The sequence below is a fragment of the Brevundimonas sp. UBA7534 genome, from assembly GCF_002479325.1.
Classification (GTDB): domain Bacteria; phylum Pseudomonadota; class Alphaproteobacteria; order Caulobacterales; family Caulobacteraceae; genus Brevundimonas.
Genome location: NZ_DLMO01000136.1, coordinates 9518 through 9790 on the forward strand (window position 1 = coordinate 9518; position 273 = coordinate 9790).

A 273-nucleotide genomic window follows, 5' to 3' on the forward strand; every position below is an offset into this window, starting at 1 on the left:
TCGAGCGGCTGGACGGCCGCTGGGTCACGCCCGGCCTGATCGACTGCCACACGCACCTGGTCTTCGGCGGGGATCGTTCGGGCGAGTTCGAGCAGCGACTGGAAGGCGCCACCTATGAGGACATCGCCCGCGCGGGCGGCGGCATCGTCTCTTCGGTCATGGCGACGCGGGCGGCGTCCGAGGATGAGCTGTTCGCCTCGTCCATGACGCGGCTGGAAGGGCTGAAGGCGACCGGCGTCACCACGGTGGAGATCAAGTCCGGCTATGGCCTGG

Annotated in this window: 1 pseudogene; it reads left to right on the plus strand. The window is 69.2% G+C overall.

What is annotated here, in order from left to right:
- Positions 1–273 (plus strand): annotated as a pseudogene (locus tag B2U11_RS11300) (imidazolonepropionase); the annotation flags it as partial.